Source organism: Ruegeria sp. BB6 (assembly GCF_056539385.1).
This window is the reverse complement of the sequence record NZ_JBQFUW010000001.1, coordinates 836263-853670: the sequence shown is the minus strand read 5'-3', so window position 1 is coordinate 853670 and position 17408 is coordinate 836263. Positions and strand designations below refer to the sequence as shown.

Genomic DNA, 17408 nt, shown 5'->3' with positions numbered 1-17408 from the left:
TAGTCCCCTGCAATATTGAGGGGGAGAGCTTCATGAACAATCGTTTGCGAAAAATCACTATCGTGGGCGGCGGTACCGCTGGTTGGATGACCGCGCTGATCCTTGAGATGGTGTTTTCGCGCACTTCTGCGCCAAAGGATCGGCCGCATATCTGCCTGATCGAAAGCCCGAATATCTCGACGGTGGGTGTCGGAGAGGCGACCGTGCCGCGTATGCCGGTTACACTTCGTCAAGCAGGCATTTCCGAGCGGGATTTTTTCCGTGAAACCAACGCATCTTTCAAGCTTGGTGTGAAATTCTGCAACTGGAACAAGGATGCCAAGGGCAAACGCATTGACTATGTGAACCCCTTTGCGCACGGCCAGATGCTCGAAGGGTTGGAGGCCGCCGAGTATTTCCTGCGTTTTGGCAACGGGGACCGGGATTTCACCCAATCGATTTCGCCGCATGACGATCTGGGCCGCCTGTGTAAAGGCGCGCGGCCGTTGGGGGCTCCGGAGTTTGAACAGCGGTTTGGCTATGCGTATCATCTGGACGCGGTGAAATTTGCCGGGATGCTGACCAAGGTCTGCACAAAGCGCGGTGTAGAACATATTCAGGATGAAGTTCAGTCGGTCGAGCTGGATGAGCAGGGCAATGTCAGCCATCTGATGCTCGAGCGTAAAGGCCGTCATGACATTGAGATGGTCGTGGACTGCACCGGATTCCGTGGGTTGATCATCAATCAGGCTCTGGGTGAGCCGTTTATGGATTATTCGGACTACCTGCCCAACGACCGCGCCATGGCGCTGCAGGTCGAGCATCCGAACCCGGAAAAGATCGAAAGCCTGACACGGTCCACCGCTCTGGGTGCGGGTTGGACATGGAGGGTGCCATTGTTCAACCGTGTGGGCACTGGCTATGTCTATTCCTCGGCGCATCGGACGGATGATCAGGCGGCGGACGAATACCTGGAATGGTTGGGGGATAGCGGCAAAGGTTTGACGCCGCGCGTTATCCCGATGCGCGTCGGGCGTGTTCGTAACGCTTGGGTCAAGAACTGCGTCGCGATCGGTCTGTCGGGCGGGTTTATCGAACCCTTGGAGAGTACAGCGATCCACATGATAGACCACGCTGTGCGCTGGTTTGCCGAGCATTTGCCCACCCGCGACATCGAGCCCGCGCTGCGAGACAGATACAATCGGCAGATGGACAAGCTATACAGCGAGGTTCTGGATTTCATCTGTCTGCATTATCGATTGGGTAACCGTACAGATGACCAGTATTGGATCGACGCGCGGACTGAGATGAAGATTCCGGATCGGCTGGCCGAGAACCTGGAGTTGTGGCAGCATCGCCTGCCCATGCAGCACGATGTGGAGTTTGCCACGCTCTTTGATCACCGCGTTTATCAGACGGTTCTGTTGAGCAAACAGGTTTACGATACAGGCTATGGCACTGGAATTCGTGATCGGGTGCGGCCTTTGAAAAAGCCGATTTGGTTCCAATGGTGGAAGGGCGCGAAGGTGGACCTTGCCCAGATACTCAAATCAATGCCGGATCACAAAACGCTCCTGCGCGACATACGTGGAGAGCTGGAGAAACCGGCCTTTGGAAAGGCGGCGGCCAAACCGACTGTACCGCTTCCCGGAGCGGCACCTGCCCCCGCGGCTATTCAGAACATGCCGAACTTTGCGGAAATCCAGAGTGGTTCCAAGGATTTGCAGCTATTCTAGAAATTTGCCGCGTTCGGCGCGGCAAGCATTTCTATGCAGACCAGTGGAGTAGGTAAACAGTTTGGCGGCGCTGGTAAGCAAGTCGGACCCAATGAAGCGGTGATACGCCTTTATTGTCAGGCTTTGTGCTTGCACATTGTTGGAAATCAGCCTATACGCGCGCTGTCTGAACAAGGGCGGTCAACGTCCGGATGACGTATCTGAGCAGGGCCGGGTTACCTCGGCCCTTTGTGTTTGTGTAGTCAGATGCGCCCCGGATCACGCCTGAAGGCACCATGAAACAAGACCGGCGGAGACAACCGCTCGGCCAGCAAAAACGTTATGTAAAGGAAAACAACGCCACATGGCTAACGCATCCATGGAGGAATTCGAAGCCCTCCTGAACGAAAGCTTCGAAATGGACACACCCGAAGAGGGTTCTGTTGTCAAAGGCAAGGTTCTGGCAATCGAAGCCGGCCAAGCCATCATCGACGTAGGCTACAAAATGGAAGGCCGCGTTGATCTGAAAGAATTCGCAAATCCCGGCGAAGCCCCTGAAATCGCTGTTGGCGACGAGGTCGAAGTCTACCTGCGCGCCGCAGAAAACGCCCGTGGCGAAGCCGTCATCTCGCGCGAGATGGCCCGCCGTGAAGAGGCATGGGACCGTCTGGAAAAAGCATATGCCGACGACCAGCGCGTCGAAGGTGCAATCTTTGGTCGCGTCAAAGGTGGCTTCACCGTCGATCTGGGTGGCGCAGTCGCGTTCCTGCCCGGTTCGCAGGTTGACGTTCGCCCCGTGCGCGACGCTGGCCCGCTGATGGGTCTGAAGCAGCCGTTCCAGATTCTGAAAATGGACCGTCGCCGTGGCAACATCGTTGTGTCGCGCCGCGCGATCCTGGAAGAATCGCGTGCCGAACAGCGTGCCGAAGTCATCGGCAACCTGTCCGAAGGTCAGACCGTCGAGGGTGTCGTCAAGAACATCACCGAATACGGTGCATTTGTTGACCTGGGCGGCGTTGACGGCCTGCTGCACGTCACCGACATGGCATGGCGTCGTGTGAACCACCCGTCCGAGATCCTGACGATCGGCGAAACCATCAAGGTTCAGGTCATCAAGATCAACAAAGAGACTCACCGCATCAGCCTGGGCATGAAGCAGCTGCAGGAAGATCCGTGGGATCTGGTTGCTGCGAAATACCCGCTGGGCTCGGTCCATCAGGGTCGCGTTACCAACATCACCGACTACGGCGCGTTCGTCGAGCTGGAAGCCGGTGTCGAAGGTCTGGTGCACGTCTCCGAGATGTCCTGGACCAAGAAAAACGTCCACCCCGGCAAGATCGTTTCGACCAGCCAGGAAGTCGACGTCATGGTTCTGGAAATCGACGGCGCCAAGCGTCGCGTGTCTCTGGGCCTGAAGCAGACACAGCGCAACCCGTGGGAAGTGTTTGCAGAAACACACCCCGAGGGCACCGAGGTCGAAGGCGAAGTCAAGAACATCACCGAATTCGGTCTGTTCATTGGTCTCGAAGGCGACATCGACGGCATGGTCCACCTGTCGGACCTGTCCTGGGACGAGCGTGGCGAGGATGCGATCCAGAACTACCGCAAAGGCGACATGGTTTCGGCCGTTGTCTCAGAAGTGGACGTCGAGAAAGAGCGTATCTCGCTGTCGATCAAAGCCCTGGGCGGTGACAAGTTCGCCGAAGCCGTGGGCGGCGTGAAGCGTGGTTCGGTCATCACTGTCGAGGTCACCGCGATCGAAGATGGCGGTATCGAGGTGGAATACGAAGGCATGAAATCCTTCATCCGCCGTTCGGACCTGTCGCGTGACCGCGCCGAGCAGCGTCCTGAGCGCTTCAACACCGGCGACAAGGTCGACGTCCGCGTCACCAATGTCGACAGCAAGACCCGTCGTCTGGGCCTGTCGATCAAGGCACGCGAGATCGCCGAAGAGAAAGAGGCCGTGGAACAGTACGGTTCATCCGACTCGGGCGCATCGCTGGGCGATATCCTTGGTGCAGCGCTGAAGTCGGGCGACTAATCCCTGACCTCACTGCAGTACGAATTTACGGCCCCGTGCGAACGCGCGGGGCCGTTTTTGTTGCGAATCAATGTGTTCTGAATCGTAGGTCTTATTCACCCGCTGTTCATTCTTTGTAGGGCATTTACGGCGAACAGGTGAAAAATCGCGTGTGTTTGAGGTAAAATGCTGGCTTTGCGTACAGAGTCAACGTTCCCCCGAACTGAGTTTTTTTCTATACTGTTCAGAATAATAGACATGTTTATCAGGTCGCCTGGGAGGGTAACGCACATGATCCGTTCAGAACTTATTCAGAAAATCGCCGACGAGAACCCGCACCTTTATCAGCGTGATGTTGAGCGTATCGTGAATACCGTGTTTGAAGAAGTTACGGATGCAATGGCACGAGGCGACCGTGTCGAGCTGCGCGGTTTTGGCGCGTTCTCGGTAAAACAGCGTGATGCCCGAGTGGGCCGTAACCCCAGAACCGGCGAGACCGTGCAGGTCGAGGAAAAATGTGTTCCATTTTTCAAGACAGGTAAGTTGCTTAGGGATCGTTTGAACGGTAAAGCCTAAGCCATGATGCGCTACCTTCGATATGCTTTTCTTGCGATCCTCGGGATCGTTTTAGTTTCGGTTTCTCTTGCTAATCGCGAAGCCGTGGAATTGACGCTTATGCCGCAGGCATTCGCCGATCTGGTTGGCTTTAACTTCAGCATTGCTCTGCCGTTGTTTATTGTGGTGTTGGGCGGTGTGGTTGCCGGTTTGGTGATTGGTTTTCTTTGGGAGTGGCTGCGCGAGCACAAGCACCGCCGTGACGCGACCGTCAAGACTAGCGAAGTTCGCAAGCTTGAGCGCGAAGTAAAGAAACTCAAGAAAAAGCAGAACGAAGGTAAAGACGAAGTTCTGGCTTTGCTGGATGAGGCCAGCTAAGGCGCGATGCCCGACGTTTCGGTTAAAATCTGCGGCCTGACCGCTCCTGATCACGTGCGAGCTGCTGCGGACGCTGGGGCGCGGTATCTTGGGTTCAATTTTTTTCTGAAATCGCCGCGATATGTCTCTCCGAAACAGGCGGCAGAATTGACCGCGCTTGTGCCTGTTGGCGTGGCTAAGGTTGCCTTGGTGGTGAACGCTTCGGATGAGGAACTAGACAGTATCACCGAGGCTGCCCCATTCGATATGTTGCAGTTGCACGGGTCCGAAAGCGTTGATTGTGTGCGTGAAATCAAATCGCGTTATGGTTTGCCTGTGATCAAGGTGATCGGGGTGGCGGACGCTGAAGATTTGACCGCAATCGACGAATTTAGCGAGGTTGCCGATCAGCTTTTGATCGATGCCAAGCCGCCCAAGAATGCGGTCTTGCCCGGCGGGAATGGGCTGGCCTTTGACTGGCGGCTGTTGGCTGGGCGCAAGTATTGGCGCAAACCGTGGATGTTGGCAGGCGGCCTGAACCCGGACAACGTGGCCGAAGCGATCCGCATGACGGGCGCGCGTCAGGTCGATGTGGCCTCTGGCGTAGAAAGCGCACCCGGCGTCAAGGACCCTGCCTTGATCAGTGCGTTCATCAAGGCCGCTCAATAGCACCACTCTGCGCGCCGCTCGGTACGTTTTGGCATGGCAAATCCCGCCGCTCTCTCCTATGAACAACGGGTACGACGATGGAGACCCCCATGGCCAACGATCTTTTCAATTCCTTCATGTCCGGACCCGATGAACAGGGTCGTTTCGGCATCTTCGGTGGACGGTTTGTCAGCGAAACCTTGATGCCTTTGATCCTGTCTCTGGAGGAGGAGTATGAAAAGGCCAAGGACGATCCGACCTTCTGGGCCGAGATGGACGATCTGTGGGAAAACTATGTGGGCCGCCCTTCGCCGCTATACTATGCGGAGCGTCTGACCGAGCATCTGGGTGGTGCGAAAATCTATCTGAAACGTGATGAGCTGAACCACACTGGCGCACACAAGATCAACAACGTGCTGGGCCAGATCATTCTAGCGCGTCGCATGGGCAAGACCCGGATCATCGCTGAGACCGGGGCAGGGCAGCACGGTGTGGCCACCGCCACTGTCTGCGCTAAGTTCGGACTGAAATGCGTGGTTTATATGGGTGCCCACGACGTGCAGCGTCAGGCCCCGAACGTGTTCCGTATGCGCCTGCTCGGGGCTGAGGTGATACCGGTGACCTCGGGCCGCGGCACCCTGAAAGACGCGATGAACGACGCGCTGCGCGACTGGGTGACCAATGTGCGCGACACGTTCTACTGCATCGGCACCGTGGCTGGCCCGCACCCCTATCCGGCGATGGTGCGTGATTTCCAGTCGATCATCGGTAAGGAAGCGAAAGAGCAGATGATGAAGGCCGAAGGCCGTCTGCCCGACACGATCATCGCGGCCATTGGCGGCGGATCGAACGCGATGGGCCTGTTCTACCCATTCCTCGACGACAATTCCGTCAACATCATTGGTGTTGAGGCCGGTGGTAAAGGCGTGAATGAAAAGATGGAACATTGCGCCTCGCTGACCGGCGGTCGCCCCGGCGTGCTGCACGGCAACCGCACCTATCTGCTGCAGGATGATGACGGGCAGATTTTGGAAGGTTATTCGATTTCGGCCGGTCTGGACTATCCCGGCATCGGCCCCGAACATTCGTGGCTGCACGACATCGGCCGCGCCAACTATGTCTCGATCACCGATAAAGAGGCGCTGGAAGCGTTCCAACTGTGCTGCGCGACCGAAGGCATCATCCCGGCGCTCGAACCCAGCCATGCGCTGGCCCATGTGATGAAGATCGCGCCGGAACTGCCCAAAGATCACCTGATCTGCATGAACATGTGCGGACGTGGCGACAAAGACGTGCAGACCGTGGCGAAATATCTGAACTTCGACATGTCTGATACCGAAGGGCGCAGCGCCGACTGACCTTTTGTTCGGACTTAGATAAAGAACGGCGCGCCATCTGGCAGCGCCGTTTTTTGCGTCTGGAATTCGTTAAAATGGTCAGGCAGATCAGGGGCTTACCCCTTATTCCGGTGCCGCGTGTTCCTGTAAGACGCGCAGTGGCACCACGTCCAAGGCCCGTTGATGCGTTGCTTCAAGATGCACCAACGGCGCACAGCCTTCGTCATGCGCCTGAAGAAACCGCCCGGCGCACAGGCACCAACTGTCTCCCGGCTTTAGGCCGGCGAAATTGAATTCGGGGCGCGGCGTGCTGAGGTCATTTCCGACATATTTAGAATACGCCAGGAACTCGGCTGTCATGACCGCACAAACGGTGTGGCTGCCCTGATCTTCGGGGCAAGTGTTGCATGCCCCGTCTCTGAAAAAACCCGTCAGCGGATCGCGAGAGCAGGGGGCCAGAACACCCCCCAACACATTTATGCTGTCCTGCTTCTGCATGACGCCATCTTACAGGCTTTGGGCGATTTTGCGGAACATTTCGATATTCTGCTCGTTCACGCCCGGATCGCGGAACTTGCGATCCGCCCCGGTAGATACAATCAGAACACCGCGCGGCTGGTCGAAGTAAATATACTGACCATAGACACCCCGCGCCAGAAATTCACCTTCGTGCGCGCCAACCGGTATCCACCACTGATAGCCATATCCCGTTTCCCCAGCCGCTGTCGGAGCGGTGGGGAGGACGGATTCTGCAATCCATTCCGCCGGGATCAATTGCTCACCTTGATGCTCTCCATTTTGCAGGATCACCTGTCCAAATCGGGCAAAATCGCGGGTGGTGAAGTTCAGGCCGCCCAGGACAAAAGCAACTCCGGCCCCGTCAGTCACATAGTAGCCGTTCTGCTCCAGCCCCAGCGGGTGCACGATCCGTTCCGTCAGCAATTCTGCCACGCTGCGGCCGGTTGCGCCACGGATCACCATGCCGATGACATGCGTATCAATCGATACGTATTGCCATGTCTCCCCAGGAGCGGCGAAGCTGTCCTGCAGCGAGGCCGCGAAATCGTCCAGTTCACCACCCAGCGCGACAACCCGGCCCATACGATTGATGTCCGAATTGTAGTCAAGGTAATCTTCATCGAACGTCACGCCGCTGGCCATATTCAGGACATTTCGGATCGTAGCGCCGTCATAAGCCGACCCCTCAAGTTCGGGCGCATATTTGACGACCGGATCGTCCAGAGACGCTATCGCGCCTTCGTTCAGGAGGATGCCAAAAAGCGAAGACAGATAGCTCTTGGCAACTGACCACGAGATACGCCGATCTTCCGGCGCGGTGTCCAGGTAGTATTCCTCGAACCTGATCTGACCGTCCTGCATCACAAGCAATGACGTCACGGCGCGTTCTTCAAGCCAAAGATCAGTCCCCTCAGGCAGATCAAAACCGGCCCCGTAGGGCAGTTCCCATGTGGGCGCGTCGCCGCGCGGCAGGTTCACCGTCAGAAAGGCGTCATCCATATGCGAGAAGTTGTGAACAATCTTGTCCTCGGCAAACAAAGAGTTTACGGCCAATAGCCGCTGAATTTCTTCGCGCTTCCATAAGCCTACAACAACCCCGGCCAGCACCAGCATCAGCACGATGCGCAGCGCCCACTTCAAAAAAGTTCTCATCCGTTTCCTCCCGTAGTCGCTAGGTATTGGAGCGCGGTTGCAACCGATCTGCAATTGATACGTTGCGGCAACGCGGGCGGTTCTATTTGAACTTGTCCAGCAGCTTTTGCATGGCCGAGCGATTGTCCGTTTCCGGCAAGGGGACGGCTTCGGCAGCAGGTTTCCGTGGCGCCTGCGGAGTTTTGGATGATCGCGGAGGCGCTGTTCTGAGGGCGACGGCGTTCATGAACTTGCCACCCTCTCCGTCGGCCAGATGTCCGGCACCGTCGGATACCCCGCGAAGGACGTCGTCCAGCCAATCGCTGTCAGACTTGGCAAAATCACCCAAAACATAGGGTGAGACCATTTCCTTGCGCCCCGGATGACCGATCCCCAGCCGCACCCGGTCATAGGCCGGGCTGATATGTTCATGGATCGAGCGCAGCCCGTTATGGCCAGCATGCCCGCCACCCGCCTTGACCCGAACTTTACCCGGTGCAAGGTCCAATTCGTCATGAAAAACGGTCACGTCGGTCGAGTCGAGCTTGTAGAACCGCATCGCCTCGCCAACCGACTGGCCCGACCGGTTCATGAAGGTCTGAGGTTTGATCAGCAGGACTTTTTCACCGCCCAGTCGTCCTTCGGCAATATCGGCCTGGAACTTGGATTTCCACGGCCCGAATCCATGATCATCAGCGATCCTGTCGACGGCCATGAAGCCGATATTGTGCCGGTTTCGGGCATATTTCGATCCTGGATTCCCTAAGCCGACAAACAGCTTCATATTTTCGTCCTTACCTAGCGCGCTGGCCTACAGTCGGTTGATGGCACGGAATAGGGGCAGTTTTCCAGCCCGGTCCACTCAAAAGAAAAAACGGGACCCAGAAGGCCCCGTCTCATGATCCCAAAGCTTGCGCCGGGACTTATTCTTCAGCTTCTTCCTTGCCGACGACTTCAACTTCGTCTGCTGCAACTTCGCCCTCTTCACCGTCTTCATCGTCGCTGGACGACAGGCCGGTCGGTGCGGAAATATTGGCGATCACGAAGTCACGATCGATGGTCGGCTTGGTGCCGCTGGGCAGATCCACCGACGAGATAGTCACAACGTCGTTGATGTTCAGTCCGGTCAGATCAACGGTGATCTTTTCAGGGATTTCTCCGGCGGTGCACATCAGTTCGACCTCAGGACGGACAACGGTCAGAACGCCGCCCTTCTTGATGCCGGGCGCTGCTTCTTCGTTGACGAACTCAACGGGAATGTACAGCGCGATCTTGGTGGTCCGACGCAGGCGCATCAGGTCCAAGTGTGTGGGCAGGTCTTTGACGACGTCACGCTGAACGTCGCGGCAAATGACGCGGACGTCTTCGTGACCATCAACCTTCAGGTTCCACAGAGTCGACTTAAAGCGGCCCGCTTTCAGACGCTTGAACAGCTCGTTGAACGGAATCTGGATCGGCAGCGGCTCTTTGTCACCACCAAATACAATGCCCGGAACCATGCCATCGCGACGTGCTTGACGAGCGGCGCCCTTGCCTGTCCCCGTCCGTTCCAGAGCTACGAGATCAGGAATCTCACCAGCCATGATATATTCTCCAATGTTAGGGCGGGCATCCTCCAAGGCTGTATGCCCGCGTGAAGCCGCGTCCTTAGCTTGATTCAATGGAATTGGAAAGGGCTTTTTGCGGCGACAGGCTTTTTGCGAGGCTCTGCCTCGCGCTCCGGGATATTTGGGGCCAGATGAAGCAGGGGATCCGTACTTCATCTGGCTGAAAATATCCCGGGGGAGTCACCCGCAGGGTGGCGGGGGCAGAGCCCCCGGGGCACAGGGCTTCAGTCTTGCCACCGTCCTCCGAAATCTTCGGGTACTAGCAGATTATGGCGCCCTAGGTCACTGACGTTTCGTTCTCCGCACAGGGCCATCGTGGTGTCCAATTCCTTGTGGATGACCTCTAGTGCTGTTGTCACGCCACTTTGCCCCATGGCACCCAGCCCATAGACAAACGCGCGGCCGATATAGGTCCCCTTTGCCCCCATCGCCAACGCTTTCAGGACATCTTGGCCCGAGCGAATACCGCTGTCCAAATGAACTTCGACATCATTGCCGACGGCTTCCATGATCTCAGGCAAAACGCGGATCGAGCTGAGGGCTCCATCCAGCTGGCGGCCGCCATGATTGGAGACAACAATCGCGTCCGCACCTAGTTTGGCTGCCATTTTCGCGTCTTCTGCATCCAGAATACCCTTGAGGATGACCTTGCCGCCCCACTGTTCCATCAGCTTCTCGACTTTTTTCCAGTCAAGGCTTGGATCGAACTGCTCGGCCGTCCATGACCCAAGCGACGAGGCGTCTGACACACCTTCTGCATGACCGACGATGTTTCCGAATTCGCGGCGCTTGGCGCGGAGCATCTCGATTCCCCATGCCCATTTCGTCATCAAGTTGGCGATGGTTTTCGCGGTAAGTTTCGGCGGGGCGGACAGACCGTTTTTCAAGTCTTTGTGCCTCTGACCGAGGATCTGCAGGTCCAGCGTGATGACCAGTGCCGAGCAATTCGCGTCTTTCGCGCGCTGAATCAATCGTCCGACGTAGTCCTGATCCTTCATGGTGTATAGCTGGAACCAGAACGGTTTGCTTGTATGCTCGGCTACATCCTCGATGGAATTTATGGACATGGTTGACAGCGTGAAGGGTACACCGAAGTCCTCGGCGGCTTTGGCTGCTTTCATTTCGCCGTCGGCGTGCTGCATACCTGTCAGGCCGACGGGTGCCAGCGCGACCGGCATTGCCACGTCCTGTCCGATCATTTGCGAGGCGGTCGACCGCCCGGCCATATCTACGGCAACTCTCTGACGGAGGCGAATATCCTCGAAATCCGAGCTATTGTCGCGGAATGTCTGTTCTGTCCAGCTTCCGCTTTCGGCATAGTCAAAGAACATGCGCGGAACGCGTCTTTCGTAGATCCGTTTAAGGTCTTCTATGTTGGTGATGACTGGCATTGAGCTGTGGCCTTTGAAATTGGTTCTTTTTGTTTACCAATTTTTCCAAAGTGCCGCAACGTAAAGAATATGCGGTCCGTTGACGCGTCGCCAAAACATAAAAAACCGCGGCTGATCCGGTTCAGCCGCGGTCAAATAGTCGAGAAAACCGAAAATCGATCAGGTGGAATGTGCGCCCTCAGCCAACCCTGCCACGAAATCCAGAATCTCGGACAGAGGTTTTCCGCTGGCGATTTGGCTAACGATCGCAGAGCCGACGACGGCACCATCCGCAACCGAGGCTATGCCGCGTGACTTTTCGGGCGTGTTGATTCCGAAACCGACAATGACAGGCAAGTCGGTCGCTGCCTTGATCCGGGCAACCTCGGGGCCGACATTGGTCGCCTGTGCTTCGGCGGAACCAGTGATGCCGGTGATCGAGACGTAGTATACAAAGCCCGACGTGTTTTGCAGAACACGGGGCAGTCGCTTCTCGTCGGTCGTCGGAGTGGCAAGGCGGATAAAATTCAGACCTGCCGCCTGCGCGGGCAAGCACAGTTCCTCGTCTTCTTCGGGGGGCAGGTCAACTACGATCAACCCGTCAATGCCAGCGGCCTTGGCGTCGGCAAGAAACGTGTCGACCCCGCGGCTGTAGATTGGGTTGTAATAACCCATAAGGACAATCGGTGTCGTGTCGTCGGTTTCGCGGAACGCGGTTGCCAGATCCAGAGTCCGTTGCAGGGTCATGCCTCCGTCCAGCGCGCGCTGCCCGGCTGCCTGAATGGTGGGGCCGTCTGCCATGGGATCGGTGAATGGCAAGCCAAGCTCAATCACATCGACACCAGCACTTGGTAGCCCTTTCACGATCTCAAGCGAGGTGTCGAAATCTGGGTCTCCGGCCATGATATAGGCGACAAAGGCTTTCTTGTTCTCAGCCTTCAGGGCGGCAAACTTGGCGTCGATACGGGTCATCAGCAGTCCTTGCAAACAGGTTTGAACCTGATGTGCAGAAACTTTGCCCGGAAATCAATCCCGACGGGCCAGTTTGAGTCAGAACCCGTGGTGATATCGAAGGAACAGAGAGTTTACGCCTGGATTGAAACTGTTTGTGCTCGCGTTGGAAATATGCGTCAGCGCAAGCGAGATTTTGTTGCCACCGTCCAATGTGTAGCCAACTCCTAGCAGACTGCGGATCTGAAAATCTCCTCCCAGATCGTTGTCGCTGTTTGAGGCATTATAGTATCCGGGCATTACGCTAAGTTCCCCGAACCAACGGTCCGAGATTGAATAGACGCCGATCAGACCCGCGCCTAGGTGAGTGTCGCCATCTGTGTCTACGGTCAGGGCAGCACCCCAAGTGGCACCGAAGCGCGTTGCTTGGTGGAAGGCAGGGTGCTGATATTCCAGGGAAAATACGGCATTGTTGTCAGAGCCGTAGCCAGAGTAATCTGCATACCCGGCACCAAATACAACTGACTGCGCATGAACTGAAGTTGTCGCAAGCAATAAGGCGGCAGTAGCAAAAAGGGATTTCATAGGGAATCTTCATCAATCTGTTCGCGATAGGGTCCAGAATGGTTACCTTTGGTAAAGAAAATCAAGTAGCCCCTGAACAAAAGGTCTAACGGATCTGCGATGTTGCAATTCAGACTCGGATCATGTCGGGCCTTGGGTTGCGCATTCGAGCTTACCTGAATAGAAGACGCCGTCGTATCGCTTCAGGAGGCCGACATGGGCTTTAAAATGGGAATCGTGGGTCTGCCGAATGTCGGTAAGTCGACCTTGTTCAACGCACTGACCAAGACGGCTGCTGCGCAGGCGGCGAATTTCCCGTTCTGTACCATTGAACCCAATGTGGGCGATGTGGCCGTTCCTGATGACCGGCTGGACAAACTGGCGGCTATTGCGTCCTCGAAGCAGATCATCCCGACGCGCATGACATTCGTGGACATTGCCGGTCTGGTCAAAGGTGCCTCGAAGGGTGAGGGGCTGGGGAACCAGTTTCTGGCCAACATCCGCGAGACTGACGCAATCGCTCATGTGCTGCGCTGTTTCGAGGATGGCGACGTGACCCATGTGGACGGCCGCGTGGACCCGGTGGCGGATGCCGACACGATCGAGACCGAGCTGATGCTGGCCGATCTGGAAAGCATCGAAAAGCGCCGCGCCAATCTGGTGCGCAAGCTGAAGGGCAACGATAAAGAAGCCGCGCAGCAGGACCGCCTGCTGGCCGAGGCGCAAGAGATGCTGGAAAACGGCAAGCCCGCGCGTCTGGTCGAGGTTTCGGACGAGGACGCCAAGGCGTGGAAGATGCTGCAACTGCTGACCACCAAGCCGGTGCTGTACGTTTGCAACGTGTCCGAGGAAGAAGCCGCCGAGGGCAACGAATATTCCGCCAAGGTTGCTGAAATGGCCGCGGCACAGGGCAATTCCCACGTCATCATCAGCGCCAAGATTGAAGAAGAGATCAGCCTGCTGGAAGATGACGAAGCGCAGATGTTCCTTGAGGAAATGGGTCTGGAAGAACCCGGCCTCGACCGTCTGATCCGCGCCGGTTACGACCTGCTGCACCTGGAGACCTATTTCACCGTCGGCCCGAAAGAGGCCCGCGCCTGGACCATCCGCACCGGCACCGCCGCGCCTCAGGCCGCTGGAGTAATCCACGGTGACTTTGAAAAAGGCTTCATCCGCGCCGAGACCATCGCTTATGACGACTACATCGCCGCCAACGGCGAGCAGGGCGCGAAAGAGGCAGGCAAGATGCGGGCCGAAGGCAAGGGCTATATCGTCAAGGACGGCGATGTGATGCACTTTTTGTTCAATATGTAACGCAGTGCAATCACTTCGATAAATGTGCTATCTGAAACCGAGTTTTCCAAACTTGGTTGTATTCGGATGGATAACGAGAGAGTCGAAGCCAATAAAGCCGTTGTCCAAAGATACATAGACGACATTCAGAACGGCCATTCGCTTGATGCCATTTCCGATGTTTTCGCTGAGGATTTCGTTGACCACACGGCGAGTGGTGGCGGAGCCTTTGTGGGTGGCATCGAGGGCTTGAAGCAAGGGTATGCAAGTTTCCTCAGGGCTTTTCCTGATTTGCATGCAACCGTCGAAGCGCTGATCGCTGAGGGCGACAAGGTTGTCGCCTACAAGACGCTGAGGGGAACACATTCCGACGAATGGTTGGGTGTTCCAGCGACCGGGCGCGAGGTCGAGTTCAAGATTATCAGCATCTATAAAATCAAGGACGAGAAACTTTCTGAATTCTGGGGGCTGCAGGACGAAAGGTCACTCAGGCAGCAGTTGGCAGGCAATCTGAACAGTTAGATACAGGGCAGCCCTCAATCGCAGACGTCAGCGTTTGAACTTTAGTCTCCGCGTGTCCGTTGGCCCGTCAATTCAGTAGTCAGAAGTTGAAAGCTTGCACTTATTCCTGCAAATCGTTCTGTAATATCAGGCCGACCAGAGACCCGAGAAAACCCCGAATGATCGAAATCCGCGACCTCCAACTCCTTCTCGCCCTTGCGCGGCATCAGCACTTTGCAAAGGCAGCCGAGGAATGTGGTATTTCGCAGCCTGCGTTCTCGATGCGGATACGGAATCTGGAGGATCGGTTAGGGGTTTCGATCGTTCGCCGCGCCAACAGGTTTCAAGGTCTGACCGAAGAAGGTGAGATGATGGTACGTCGGGCGCGGCGCATTCTGGACGATACCAAAGCTCTGGAACAGCAAGTTCTGGCCGCGCGCGGCGAGATCACAGGCACTTTGATCTTAGGCGTCATTCCTACGGCGATTGCCTTTACGGGCCGGCTTGTCAAACGCCTGCAGCAGGCGCATCCGCGCATCGTCACCCGCATTGAAACCATGTCCGCAACAGCGATTCAGCATCGGCTGGATGAGGGCAGTCTGGACGCGGGCATCACCTATGGCGACAGCATCGGAACCGATTTGCGACAGGTCCAGCCCTTGTACGAGGAAACCTATGTCTTGTTGGTGCCGTCCCATATGACCGAGGAAACCGGGTCAATTCCCTGGGCGCAGGTGGCTGAATTTCCGATCAGTCTTCTAGAGCCGCAGATGCAGAACCGGCGCATTCTGGACCGGATTTTTGCCGAACAAGGGCTGCACCCGCATGTGGTGGCCGAAACCAGCGGTTTCACCGCCTCGATGGTCATGGCGCGCGAGGGTTTGGCAGCCACGGTTGTGCCGCGCGTACTTGTGCGGGCGCTGGGCGATCTGAAAGGGACGAAAGTATTGCCCTTGGTTGACCCTGTTGTCAGCAAACCGATCTGTCTGGCGACTCTGACCCGCGAACCGGAATTACCCACCGTCGAGGCGCTGCGTGCGGTGGTGGCCTCATTGCGGTGATAAGGTGTCGTTATCGTGCGATTGGAATATGCGATTTGACGATATGCTGATCTGATGAGACACGGGGCCTCAATCGGAGGGCATCATGGCACCATTAGACACCAAGCCATCAGGCGCACCCAAGGGCGTCTGGAAGTCAGGTAAAGGCAAAGGGCGGCACACGCCCAAAGGCCGTCAGTTCACGGACGAAGCGCAGGCTGAGATTCATCGCCTGTTGGGGGATCGCCCACGCCGTCGTGATCTGTTGATCGAATTCCTGCATTTGATTCAGGACGCGCACGGCCATATCAGCGCCGACCACATCGCTGCATTGGCGGTTGAGATGCGCATCGGTCAGGCCGAAATCTATGAAACCGCGACCTTCTATGCTCATTTCGATGTGGTGAAAGAAGATGAGGTGCCGCCGCCCGCGCTGACGATCCGTGTCTGTGATTCTCTGTCCTGCGAAATGGCTGGTGCCCAGCAGTTGCAGAAGGCGCTTGAGGACGGTTTGGACCCGGCTGAGGTGCGCGTTGTCCGCGCGCCCTGCATGGGCCGTTGTGATACTGCTCCGGTGCTTGAGATCGGGCACAACCATATCGACCACGCGACCCCCGAAAAGGTGCAGGCGGCGATTGCTGCCGACGATACGCACACCCATCTGCCCGACTACGAAACCTTTGCCACCTATGAGGCCGATGGCGGCTACGCCAAACTGAAAGAGCTGCGCGATCGTGGCGATTGGGAACAGGTACAGGACGATATCTTGTCCTCGGGCCTGCGCGGTCTGGGTGGTGCTGGCTTCCCGTCGGGCAAGAAGTGGGGCTTTGTTCGCATGAACGAGGGGCCGCGCTATCTGGCCGTAAACGGCGATGAGGGCGAGCCGGGCACGTTCAAGGATCGCTACTATCTGGAGCGGACGCCGCATGTCTTCCTCGAAGGGATGCTGATCGCGGCATGGGCAGTCGAGGCCGAGACTTGCTTTATCTACATGCGCGACGAATATCCGGCGGTGCTGGAGATTCTGCGCCGCGAGATCGTCGCGCTGGAAGCCGCCGGGATTGTCGCGCCTGGTTATATCGACCTGCGCAGGGGGGCCGGCGCGTATATCTGCGGTGAAGAATCCGCGATGATTGAATCGATTGAGGGCAAAAAGGGCCTGCCGCGACACCGTCCTCCGTTCGTGGCGCAGGTTGGCGTGTTTAACCGCCCGACCTTGGTGCACAACGTCGAGACGCTGTATTGGGTCACGAAAGTCTGCCGCGAGGGGCCGGAATGCCTCAACAGCACCGAAAAGAACGGCCGTAAGGGTCTGCGCAGCTATTCGGTCTCGGGTCGCGTGGCGCAGCCGGGCGTGTATCTGCTGCCCGCAGGATCGACCATTCTGGATGTGATTGAGGCCGCTGGTGGCATGGCTGCGGGTCAGACCTTCAAGGCGTACCAGCCGGGTGGTCCGTCCTCGGGTCTGCTGCCTGCGTCGATGGATGACATTCCGCTGGATTTTGACACGCTGCAACCGCATGGCACGTTCATTGGCTCTGCAGCGGTGGTGGTTCTGTCCGATCAGGACACCGCCCGCGATGCGGCGCTGAACATGCTGCGGTTCTTCGAGGATGAAAGCTGCGGCCAGTGTACGCCATGCCGTGCGGGTTGCGAAAAGGCGGTCAAGTTGATGCAAGCCGACACATGGGACACCGATCTGCTGGAGGATCTGTGTCAGGTCATGGGCGATGCCTCGATCTGCGGTCTGGGGCAGGCGGCTCCGAACCCGATCCGCCTTGTCATCAAACATTTCGCTGACGAAATCTGAAGGGAGACAGA

17 protein-coding genes are annotated in these 17408 nt (G+C 57.0%); 10 read left to right on the top strand and 7 right to left on the bottom strand.

Annotated features, from left to right (window positions below):
* Nucleotides 1-32 precede the first annotated feature (32 nt).
* From ACR0B7_RS04175 to trpB, 6 genes are all read left to right on the top strand, one after another.
* The gene (locus ACR0B7_RS04175) at nucleotides 33-1715 is read left to right on the top strand and encodes a tryptophan halogenase family protein (protein WP_170484423.1); all 1683 of its coding nucleotides are present in this window, start codon (nucleotides 33-35) and stop codon (nucleotides 1713-1715) included.
* 343 nt (nucleotides 1716-2058) lie between these two features.
* Entirely contained in the window at nucleotides 2059-3735 is a 1677-nt protein-coding gene (gene rpsA, locus ACR0B7_RS04170) for a 30S ribosomal protein S1 (RefSeq protein WP_170377709.1), read from the top strand.
* A 270-nt stretch (nucleotides 3736-4005) separates the two neighbouring features.
* Entirely contained in the window at nucleotides 4006-4290 is a 285-nt protein-coding gene (gene ihfB / locus ACR0B7_RS04165; protein ID WP_037310872.1) for an integration host factor subunit beta, read from the top strand.
* A 6-nt stretch (nucleotides 4291-4296) separates the two neighbouring features.
* Nucleotides 4297-4647, top strand: coding sequence for a LapA family protein (locus tag ACR0B7_RS04160; protein ID WP_170414577.1), 351 nt, complete (start codon nucleotides 4297-4299; stop codon nucleotides 4645-4647).
* Between the two features lie 6 nt (nucleotides 4648-4653).
* Nucleotides 4654-5295 carry a phosphoribosylanthranilate isomerase gene (locus tag ACR0B7_RS04155; RefSeq protein ID WP_170484425.1) on the top strand — a complete coding sequence of 214 codons (642 nt, stop codon included), beginning with the start codon at nucleotides 4654-4656 and terminating at the stop codon, nucleotides 5293-5295.
* Nucleotides 5296-5384: 89 nt separating this feature from the next.
* Complete coding sequence (trpB, locus tag ACR0B7_RS04150; RefSeq protein WP_170484427.1) at nucleotides 5385-6632, top strand: tryptophan synthase subunit beta; 1248 nt, start codon at nucleotides 5385-5387, stop codon at nucleotides 6630-6632.
* A gap of 102 nt (nucleotides 6633-6734) precedes the next feature.
* On the opposite strand, the gene ACR0B7_RS04145 is transcribed toward trpB, so the two are convergent.
* From ACR0B7_RS04145 to ACR0B7_RS04115, 7 genes are all read right to left on the bottom strand, one after another.
* Nucleotides 6735-7109 carry a DUF2237 domain-containing protein gene (locus ACR0B7_RS04145; RefSeq protein ID WP_170389616.1) on the bottom strand — a complete coding sequence of 125 codons (375 nt, stop codon included), beginning with the start codon at nucleotides 7107-7109 and terminating at the stop codon, nucleotides 6735-6737.
* 9 nt (nucleotides 7110-7118) lie between these two features.
* The gene (locus tag ACR0B7_RS04140) at nucleotides 7119-8282 is read right to left on the bottom strand and encodes a serine hydrolase domain-containing protein (protein WP_170484430.1); all 1164 of its coding nucleotides are present in this window, start codon (nucleotides 8280-8282) and stop codon (nucleotides 7119-7121) included.
* Between the two features lie 82 nt (nucleotides 8283-8364).
* A complete protein-coding gene (pth, locus tag ACR0B7_RS04135; RefSeq protein WP_170484432.1) occupies nucleotides 8365-9045 on the bottom strand; it encodes an aminoacyl-tRNA hydrolase in 681 nt (226 codons plus the stop codon).
* Nucleotides 9046-9184: 139 nt separating this feature from the next.
* Nucleotides 9185-9844, bottom strand: coding sequence for a 50S ribosomal protein L25/general stress protein Ctc (locus ACR0B7_RS04130; protein ID WP_170484434.1), 660 nt, complete (start codon nucleotides 9842-9844; stop codon nucleotides 9185-9187).
* A gap of 248 nt (nucleotides 9845-10092) precedes the next feature.
* Nucleotides 10093-11259 carry an alpha-hydroxy acid oxidase gene (locus ACR0B7_RS04125; RefSeq protein ID WP_170414178.1) on the bottom strand — a complete coding sequence of 389 codons (1167 nt, stop codon included), beginning with the start codon at nucleotides 11257-11259 and terminating at the stop codon, nucleotides 10093-10095.
* 159 nt (nucleotides 11260-11418) lie between these two features.
* On the bottom strand, nucleotides 11419-12210 hold the full coding sequence (gene trpA / locus ACR0B7_RS04120) for a tryptophan synthase subunit alpha (protein ID WP_170484436.1): 792 nt from the start codon (nucleotides 12208-12210) through the stop codon (nucleotides 11419-11421).
* A gap of 78 nt (nucleotides 12211-12288) precedes the next feature.
* On the bottom strand, nucleotides 12289-12774 hold the full coding sequence (locus tag ACR0B7_RS04115; protein WP_170484438.1) for an acyloxyacyl hydrolase: 486 nt from the start codon (nucleotides 12772-12774) through the stop codon (nucleotides 12289-12291).
* Between the two features lie 195 nt (nucleotides 12775-12969).
* Here ACR0B7_RS04115 and ychF point away from each other — a divergent pair, with 195 nt between their 5' ends.
* From ychF to ACR0B7_RS04095, 4 genes are all read left to right on the top strand, one after another.
* On the top strand, nucleotides 12970-14067 hold the full coding sequence (gene ychF, locus ACR0B7_RS04110) for a redox-regulated ATPase YchF (RefSeq protein WP_170484441.1): 1098 nt from the start codon (nucleotides 12970-12972) through the stop codon (nucleotides 14065-14067).
* A gap of 66 nt (nucleotides 14068-14133) precedes the next feature.
* Entirely contained in the window at nucleotides 14134-14568 is a 435-nt protein-coding gene (locus tag ACR0B7_RS04105) for an ester cyclase (RefSeq protein WP_170484443.1), read from the top strand.
* A gap of 158 nt (nucleotides 14569-14726) precedes the next feature.
* A complete protein-coding gene (locus ACR0B7_RS04100) occupies nucleotides 14727-15608 on the top strand; it encodes a LysR family transcriptional regulator (RefSeq protein WP_170484445.1) in 882 nt (293 codons plus the stop codon).
* Between the two features lie 85 nt (nucleotides 15609-15693).
* Entirely contained in the window at nucleotides 15694-17397 is a 1704-nt protein-coding gene (locus ACR0B7_RS04095; protein WP_170484447.1) for an NAD(P)H-dependent oxidoreductase subunit E, read from the top strand.
* Nucleotides 17398-17408: the final 11 nt, after the last annotated feature.